This window comes from Streptomyces sp. NPDC004658 (assembly GCF_040609555.1).
Lineage (GTDB): Bacteria > Actinomycetota > Actinomycetes > Streptomycetales > Streptomycetaceae > Streptomyces.
In genome coordinates, this window is sequence record NZ_JBEXKG010000097.1 from 22,733 (window position 1) to 30,077 (window position 7,345).

Consider the following 7,345-nt stretch of genomic DNA (forward strand, 5'->3'; position numbering starts at 1 on the left):
TACCGGGCGCCCCCGCCGTCCCGGTCACTTCTTCGGCGGTACCGCCGGCATCCCCAGGAACGGCAGCCGCAGCGCGCCGAACGCGTCCGCCGGGACCACCGGGGCCTGCGGCTCCACCGGCTTCAGCCGCTCGTACGCCGCACCGGGCGCCGGCCGCGGGTCCTCCTCGCCCTTGTTCGGCCAGAACGACATCGCCCGCTCGGCCTGCGCGGTGATCGTCAGCGACGGGTTCACGCCCAGGTTCGCCGAGACCGCGGCGCCGTCCACGACCGAGATGCCGGGGTGGCCGTAGAGCCGGTGGTACGGGTCGATCACCCCCGTCTCCGGGGAGTCGCCGATGGGGCAGCCGCCCAGGAAGTGGGCGGTGAGCGGGGTGCCCATCAGTTCGCCGACGTTGCTGCCGGCGAAGCCGTTGATCTCGGCGGCGAGCGCGGAGGCGGCCTCGGTCGCGGCCCTGATCTGCTTGGGGTTCGGCGCGCCGTGCCCCTGCCGGGCGGTGAGCAGGCCCTTGCCGACCCCGTCCGGCTTCAGGTACGTGGTCAGCGAGTTGTCCAGGGACTGCATGACCAGGCCGATGATGGTCCGCTCCGACCAGCGCCGGTTGGACAGGGAGCGGGCGACCAGCAGCGGGTGCCGGGCCGCGTTCGCCAGCCAGGCCAGGACGCGCGAGGAACCCTCGGCGTAGGGCACCTGGAGGATGGACAGGCCGCCCATCGAGTTGGAGCCCTTGCCGTACCGGACCGGCTCGATGTGGGTGTTCTCGTCGGGGTGGATCGAGGAGGTGATGGCGACGCCGCGCGTGAAGTCGGCCCGCGGCGCGCCGGTCGCCTTGCGGTAGCGGCGGTTGTCGGTCTGCGCGCCGACCAGGGCCTCGGAGTTGGTCCGGGTCAGGTCGCCGAGCCGGGCGGACAGGTACGGCAGCTGACCACCGGCCTTCATGCGGTGCAGGAGGGTCTGGGTGCCGTAGGTGCCGGCCGCGAGGATCACCCTGCGGGCGGTGAAGAGCCGGCCCTCGCCCTTCTTCTTCCGGTCCGTCGGCAGGGTCGCCACCGCGTAGCCGCCGCGGGAGTCGTCCGTGACGGACACGACCGTGGTCATGGGGTGCACGACCGCGCCGGCCTTCTCGGCGAGGTGGAGGTAGTTCTCGTTGAGGGTGTTCTTCGCGCCGTGCCGGCAGCCGGTCATGCACTCGCCGCACTCCGTGCAGGCCCTCCGGTCGGGACCGGCCCCGCCGAAGTACGGGTCGCTCACCTGCTCGCCGGGCCGGGCCTTCGCCTTGCCGTCGGCGTCCTTGCCGTCGCCGAAGAAGACGCCCACCGGGGCGAGATGGAAGGTGTCGCCGACGCCCATCCGCTCGGCCGCCGCCTTCAGGTGGACGTCGGAGGGGGTCATGGTGGGGTTGAGCCGCACGCCCAGCATGCGCCGGGCCTGGTCGTAGTACGGCTTCAGCTCCTCCTGCCAGTCGGTGATGTGCCGCCACTGGGGATCCTCGAAGAAGGGCTTCGGCGGCACGTAGAGGGTGTTGGCGTAGTTGAGGGAGCCGCCGCCGACGCCCGCGCCGGCCAGCACCATGACATTGCCCAGCAGGTGGATGCGCTGGATGCCGAACATGCCGAGTCTGGGGGCCCAGAGGTAGTTCTTCAGGTCCCAGGAGTTCTTCGGCAGGGTGGCGCGGGTGAAGCGGCGTCCGGCCTCCAGGACACCGACCCTGTACCCCTTCTCGGTGAGCCGGAGGGCGGACACCGAGCCGCCGAAGCCGGAGCCGACGATCAGGACGTCGTAGTCGTAGGCGTCTTGCGGCACGTGTACTCCTCGTCGAGTTGCGGCTGCGGGTCGTCCGTGGCGGTCGCGCGGCTCCCCGCGCCCCCGGGTGGGTCAGCGGAACCGGAATGCCTTCATCAGCTTCAGGCTCGTGCTCATGAAGCGGGCGTAGGACTCGTCGTCCATCCCCAGCGAGGGCGCCATCGGCAGCAGCCGCTGCTGCGCCACCGTCTGCGCCTCGGTGTACTTGAGGATGCCCTCGGAGCCGTGGCGGCGGCCCAGGCCGGAGTCCTTCATGCCGCCCATCGGGGACTGGACGCTGCCGTAGGCCGGGGCGTAGCCCTCGTTGACGTTGACCGTGCCGGTGCGCAGGCGGGCGGCGACGTCCCGGCCTCGGCGGGCGTTCGTCGTCCACACGGAGGCGTTCAGGCCGTACGGCGTGGCGTTGGCGCGTTCGACGGCCTCGTCGTCGCTCTTGAAGCGGTAGACCGACACGACCGGGCCGAAGGTCTCCTCCTCGCAGACGGCCATGGAGGCCTCGACGCCGTCGAGGATGGTGGGCTCGAAGAAGTAGGGGCCGACGTCGGGGCGGGCCGCCCCGCCGGCGATCACCTTCGCGCCCTTGGCGACGGCCTCCTCCACGTGCCTCCGCACGGTCTTCAGCTGGCGTTCGCCGACCAGCGAGCCCATGTCGGCGCCGTAGGCGAGGGAGTTGCCGAGCCGCATGGCCCTGGTGCGGGCGGCGAACCGCTCCAGGAAGGCGTCGGCGACCGACTCGTGGACGTACAGCCGCTCGATGGAGATGCACAGCTGTCCGGCGGAGGAGAAGCAGGCGCGGACGGCTCCGGCGGCGGCCTTCTCGATGTCGGCGTCCTCCAGCACCAGCATGGCGTTCTTGCCGCCGAGTTCGAGGGAGACGCCGACCAGGCGGGAGGCGGCGCCGACGGCGACCTCGCGGCCGGTGCGGGTGGAGCCGGTGAACGAGACGTAGTCGGCGTGCTTGACCAGCTCCGGGCCGACGACGGGCCCCTCGCCGAGGACGACCTGGAAGACGCCCTCGGGCAGGCCGGCCTCGATGAGCAGGTCACGGGCCCACAGCCCGGTGAGGCAGGTCTCCGTGTCCGGCTTCATCACGACGGCGTTGCCGGCGGCGAAGGCGGGCAGCGCGTCGCCGACGGACAGCTCCAGCGGGTAGTTCCAGGGGGCGATCTGGCCCACCACCCCGCGCGGGTGGCGCAGTTCGGTGACCTTCGTCAGCGTCGGCATGGCGCCCGCGTGCCGCTTGGGCTTCAGGTACGCGGCGGCCCGGCGGCCGTAGTGGCGGGCCGCGACGGCGACGGCCTGCACCTCCTCGTGCGCGTGCAGACGGGCCTTGCCGGTCTCCAGCTGGATCAGGTCGAGGACCTCGGCCTGCCGCTGCAGCACCAGGTCGTGGAAGCGGAGCAGGACGGCGGCCCGCTGCCGGACCGGCACCTTCGCCCATACGGCCTGGGCGGCGCGGGCCGCGTCGAAGGCCTCGGCGACGTCCTGCGGGGTGGACTCGGGCAGGTCGGCCAGTTTCTCGCCGGTGAACGGGGTGTGGTTGGCGGTGCGGCCGGAGCCGACGACGCCCTTGGTGAGCTGGGCCACCAACTCCGGGGTGACCACGTCGGCGGCGGTGCGGGCGCCCTCGGGCGCGGGCGCGAGCGGGTTGGTACCGGCGATGTCCGGGGCCTGCGTGTCCGTCATGACGCGCAGGGTATGCCGCGGCGGAGGCTTTGTGTACCCGTCGGTAACGCGGATTCACCGTCTGCTCACTCGCTGCCAGTGATCACTGGCAGCGAATGCGCTGATCAGGGCGTTGGGCCGGGAGCAGAGCGCGCTCAGTCGACCTCGGTCTTTCTGGTGAGGAGCAGGCCGAGGGCGGTGAGAGGGGTGCGGCGGGGCGCCGGCGCGGGGCCGGGCCCGCGGGAGGGTGCGGTGTCGGGTTCCGGGTCGGTGGCCGGTGCGGGGCCGGGGGCCGGGTCGGGGCCGGACGCCGGGTCGGGGCCGGACGCCGGGCCCGGGTCCGGGTCGGGGGCCGGCGGGTGGGGTTCCCGGGCCTGTTCCGGTACGGCGGTGAGCCCCAGGTAGTCGCGCAGAGCCGCCTCGACCTCCGCCGCGTCCGGCCGGGCCGCCGGCTCGTCGGCGTGCAGCCGGTCCAGCAGCGGGCCCAGCGGGCCGGGGTCCGTGTCGCCCAGGGTGGCGCGGAGCAGGGCGCCCAGGGACCACAGGTCGGAGGCCGGGCCGGCGCCGGGCCCCGCCGCCCGCTCGGGGGCGACGAAGCCGGCGGGCGCGTCCTCCGCGTGCGAGTCGCCGATGCCGAAGTCGGTGAGGACGACCCGCCCGGTACCGGCCTCCAGCAGCACGTTGGCCGGTTTGACGTCCCGGTGCACGATGCCGACGGCGTGGGCGGCGCGCAGGGCACCGAGCACGGCGAGCGCGATGCGCGCGGCCTCGTCGGCGGGGAGCGGCCCGCGGCGCAGCACCTCGCGCAGGGACTCGCCGGCCACCAGCTCCATGACGATCCAGGGGATGCCGCCCTCGGTGACGACGTCGTACACCGTCACGGCCGACGGGTGCCGCACCCGGGTGGCGGCCCGGGCCTCGTGGTGGAGCCGGTGCGCGACGCGCCGGCTGTCCTCGTCGGCGGCCGGGTCGCCGGGCACGAGGGGCTCCTTGACGGCGACCAGCGCCTCCCCCTGTTCGTCCCGGGCGCGCCACACGGTCCCGGACGGCCCCGATCCGAGGCGCCCGGCCAGCCGGTAACGACCGCCGATCAGACGTGCGTCGGGCGGGTGTTCGCCGTCTTCAGTCATGTCACATGAGTACCGTGCGCACCACGCCGTTGTCGAAGCGGGAGGTCGGAAACCCGGCCGGGGGACGGGGACGGGCGGTCACGCGGCCCACCGGTGCAGGGCGAAGCCGTGCGCGGCCTCGCGCACCTGAACCGCCCCGGCCCCGCCGAAGTGCGCCGGCACCACCAACGCCCGCTCGTCCGCCGCCCGTTGCAGTACCCGCTGCCGGGTCCGCGCCGCCTGCCCCGGGTCGAGGCAGAAGCAGCTGCTGCACTCGGGCCGCAGGATCTGCACCGGACTGTGCAGCAGGTCGCCGACGAACACCGCCCGTTCGCCGCGCGACTCGACCCGCAGGACGGCGGAGCCCGGTGTGTGGCCGGGCGCGGCCTCCAGCACGAGGTGCTCGTCGACGCGGTAGGTGTCCTCCCACACCACCGCCTGCCCGGCCCGGTGCACGGGCGCGACGCTGTCCTCGTAGACCAGCCGGTCCACGGGGCGCGCGCCGCCCGCGTAGCCGCCCGCCGGGCCGAAGTGGTGGTCGTCGGCGGCCGGGAGGAGATAGCGCGCGCCGGGAAAGGCCGGCACCCACTCACCGCCGGCGTCCAGGGTGTTCCAGCCGACGTGGTCCGCGTGCAGGTGCGTGTTGATCACGACGTCGACGTCCCCCGGCCGGACGCCCGCCCGCTCCAGCCGGCCCAGGAAGTCGCCCTGCCGCCGGTGGAAGAGCGGATTGCCGGGCCGTTCCCGGCCGTTGCCGACCCCGGTGTCGACCAGCACGGTGCGTCCCCCGCTGCGCAGCACCCAGGTCTGGAGGGCCACCACCGCCCGGCCGCCGGCGGCCTCCCGGTGGTCGGGGACGAGCTGCGCCGCATGCTCCTCCCACACCTTCGGCCCGCACCCCGGCACCAGGTCGGCGGCGGGCACGTACGGCCCCTGCCACTCGACGATGCGGAGCACCTCGACGTCACCGATCAGCAGACGTGGTACGCGGTCTTCGGTCATACCGAGGACCTTAGGGACCCACGATGAGCGTTCCAATGCGTGCTTGGCTCATGCGCATACGCTGTCGTCTCATGGATGTGGTCAGCGACGCGATCGCGGCGGTCCGGGTCGGCAGCCCCTCCTCCCACCGGCTGCGGGTGGCCGGGGCCTGGTGCGTCCGGCTGGCGCCGTACGACGGCGCGGGTTTCCACGTCGTCCTGGACGGCTCCTGCCTGCTCCTGCCGGACGGGGGCGGCGCGCCGGTCGCCCTGGGACCGGGGGACGTGGTGCTGCTGCCGCACGGCGCCGGGCACGTGCTGGCGCACGCGGCGGCGGAGCCGGCGGAGGTGCGGCGGCCGGTGCCCTTCGAGGAGCTGCGGGACACGGACGTACGGCCTCGCGGGCCCGGGCCCGAGGTGGAGCTGCTGTGCGGCAAGTACCGTCTCGACCGCAGCCGCACCCATCCGCTGATGGCCGAGCTGCCGCAGGTGGTGCACCTGCCCCACCGGACGGGCGGCCACCCCGAACTGCGAGCGGCCGTCGGCCTGTTGGCGGGCGAGCTGGCGGAACGTCGGCCCGGCGGCTGCCTCGCCCTGCCCAGCCTGCTGGACCTGCTGCTGGTCTACCTGGTCCGGGCGTGGATGGCCGAGGCGCAGACGGGCGCGTGGCCGGCGGTGCTGAACGACCCGGTGACGACGGCCGCGCTGCGCGCCGTGCACTCCGATCCGGCCGCCCCCTGGACCGCCGCCCGGCTGGCCGCCGAGGCCGGCGTGTCCCGGGCCACGCTCGCGCGCCGCTTCACCGCGCTGGTCGGCCGGCCCCCGATGGCGTACCTCACCTGGTGGCGGCTGACCCTGGCGGCGACCCGGCTGCGCGAGACCGACGCGCCGCTCGCGACGGTGGCGCGGGAGACGGGGTACGGCAGCCCGTACGCCCTCTCGCACGCCTTCAGCCGGGAGTTCGGGATCACACCGAGCGCGTACCGGGGGCTCAGGGCGCCCGGGTAGCCGAGGCCGGTGCGTCCGTGTCCCCGCCGCCCGCATCCGCCGGGAGGGCGAACCGGTCACGCACCCGTGGCCGAGAACGTGTCGACGGCCACGTCGAAGTACTCCCGCGCCTCCCGCACCTTCCCGACCGGCGCCGACACCCACACGTCGTACAGCCGGCCGTTCTCCTCCCAGCACAGGTCGTAGGTGTGGCGCGGGCCCTCCGCCGCGCTGAAGCCGTCCCAGGTGAACTCCCAGAGCGCGGCCGGGTGGCCGTGGTGCGTGGTCCGGACGACCCGGCCGTCGTGGTAACCGGGGTTGGTGGACGGGCCGTCGGCGGCGGAGCGGTTCATCGCCGCCTCGGGACCGCCCGGCTGGGAGCCGCCGACCCGGACGCCCAGGCGGAAGGTCTCGCCCGGCGAGAGGTAGAAGACCCGTGGGCCCTGCGGGCTGCGGGTGAAGTCCTCCGGTACGGCGAGGGAGAAGCCGGCCGGGTCCCGGGCCGTGCGGTAACCGGAGGGCGCGGTGCGCGAGCCGGCGCTGCGGCCGGGCGACGGGGTCGGGGGCGGTGCCGTCCCGGTCGGTGACGGGGAGACGGCCGTGCCTCCCGGACCGGTGCCGGTCGGCGACGGGGAGACCGCCGTGCCTCCCGTGCCGGTCCGGGTCGCCGGGCTCGTCGCGGTACCGCCCGGGGTGCCGCCGCCCCCGTCCCCGCTCCCGTGCAGCAGCAGCGCCGCGGCCGACCGCCGTCGGCAGCCAGCTCACCGCCGTCGCCGTCCCCAAGCAGATCTACGACATCAC

At 74.6% G+C, this 7,345-nt stretch carries 5 protein-coding genes and 1 pseudogene; 1 reads left to right on the top strand and 5 read right to left on the bottom strand.

Going from position 1 to position 7,345, the window contains the following annotated elements:
* Positions 1-24 precede the first annotated feature (24 nt).
* The 4 genes from ABZV94_RS27510 to ABZV94_RS27525 all read right to left on the bottom strand — a co-directional run bounded on the left by ABZV94_RS27510 (position 25) and on the right by ABZV94_RS27525 (position 5,579).
* Positions 25-1,803 carry a GMC family oxidoreductase gene (locus tag ABZV94_RS27510; RefSeq protein ID WP_356344849.1) on the bottom strand — a complete coding sequence of 593 codons (1,779 nt, stop codon included), beginning with the start codon at positions 1,801-1,803 and terminating at the stop codon, positions 25-27.
* Positions 1,804-1,875: 72 nt separating this feature from the next.
* Positions 1,876-3,489: a succinic semialdehyde dehydrogenase gene (locus ABZV94_RS27515; RefSeq protein WP_356344851.1), complete on the bottom strand. Its 1,614-nt coding sequence runs from the start codon at positions 3,487-3,489 to the stop codon at positions 1,876-1,878.
* A 134-nt stretch (positions 3,490-3,623) separates the two neighbouring features.
* Complete coding sequence (locus tag ABZV94_RS27520) at positions 3,624-4,598, bottom strand: serine/threonine-protein kinase (RefSeq protein WP_356344853.1); 975 nt, start codon at positions 4,596-4,598, stop codon at positions 3,624-3,626.
* A 78-nt stretch (positions 4,599-4,676) separates the two neighbouring features.
* Positions 4,677-5,579, bottom strand: a complete 903-nt coding sequence (locus tag ABZV94_RS27525) for an MBL fold metallo-hydrolase (RefSeq protein WP_356344854.1) — start codon at positions 5,577-5,579, stop codon at positions 4,677-4,679.
* Positions 5,580-5,650: 71 nt separating this feature from the next.
* Here ABZV94_RS27525 and ABZV94_RS27530 point away from each other — a divergent pair, with 71 nt between their 5' ends.
* Positions 5,651-6,565 carry an AraC family transcriptional regulator gene (locus tag ABZV94_RS27530; protein WP_356344856.1) on the top strand — a complete coding sequence of 305 codons (915 nt, stop codon included), beginning with the start codon at positions 5,651-5,653 and terminating at the stop codon, positions 6,563-6,565.
* A 56-nt stretch (positions 6,566-6,621) separates the two neighbouring features.
* Here ABZV94_RS27530 and ABZV94_RS27535 read toward each other — a convergent pair.
* A pseudogene (locus ABZV94_RS27535) lies at positions 6,622-7,287 on the bottom strand (serine/threonine protein kinase); the annotation flags it as partial.
* Positions 7,288-7,345 lie beyond the last annotated feature (58 nt).

What these genes read in the sequence shown, in the direction of transcription:
- ABZV94_RS27525 (WP_356344854.1), bottom strand. Translation starts at nt 5,579, where the DNA reads ATGACCGAAGACCGCGTACCACGTCTGCTGATCGGTGACGTCGAGGTG.
- ABZV94_RS27515 (WP_356344851.1), bottom strand. Translation starts at nt 3,489, where the DNA reads ATGACGGACACGCAGGCCCCGGACATCGCCGGTACCAACCCGCTCGCG.
- ABZV94_RS27520 (WP_356344853.1), bottom strand. Translation starts at nt 4,598, where the DNA reads ATGACTGAAGACGGCGAACACCCGCCCGACGCACGTCTGATCGGCGGT.
- ABZV94_RS27530 (WP_356344856.1), top strand. Translation starts at nt 5,651, where the DNA reads ATGGATGTGGTCAGCGACGCGATCGCGGCGGTCCGGGTCGGCAGCCCC.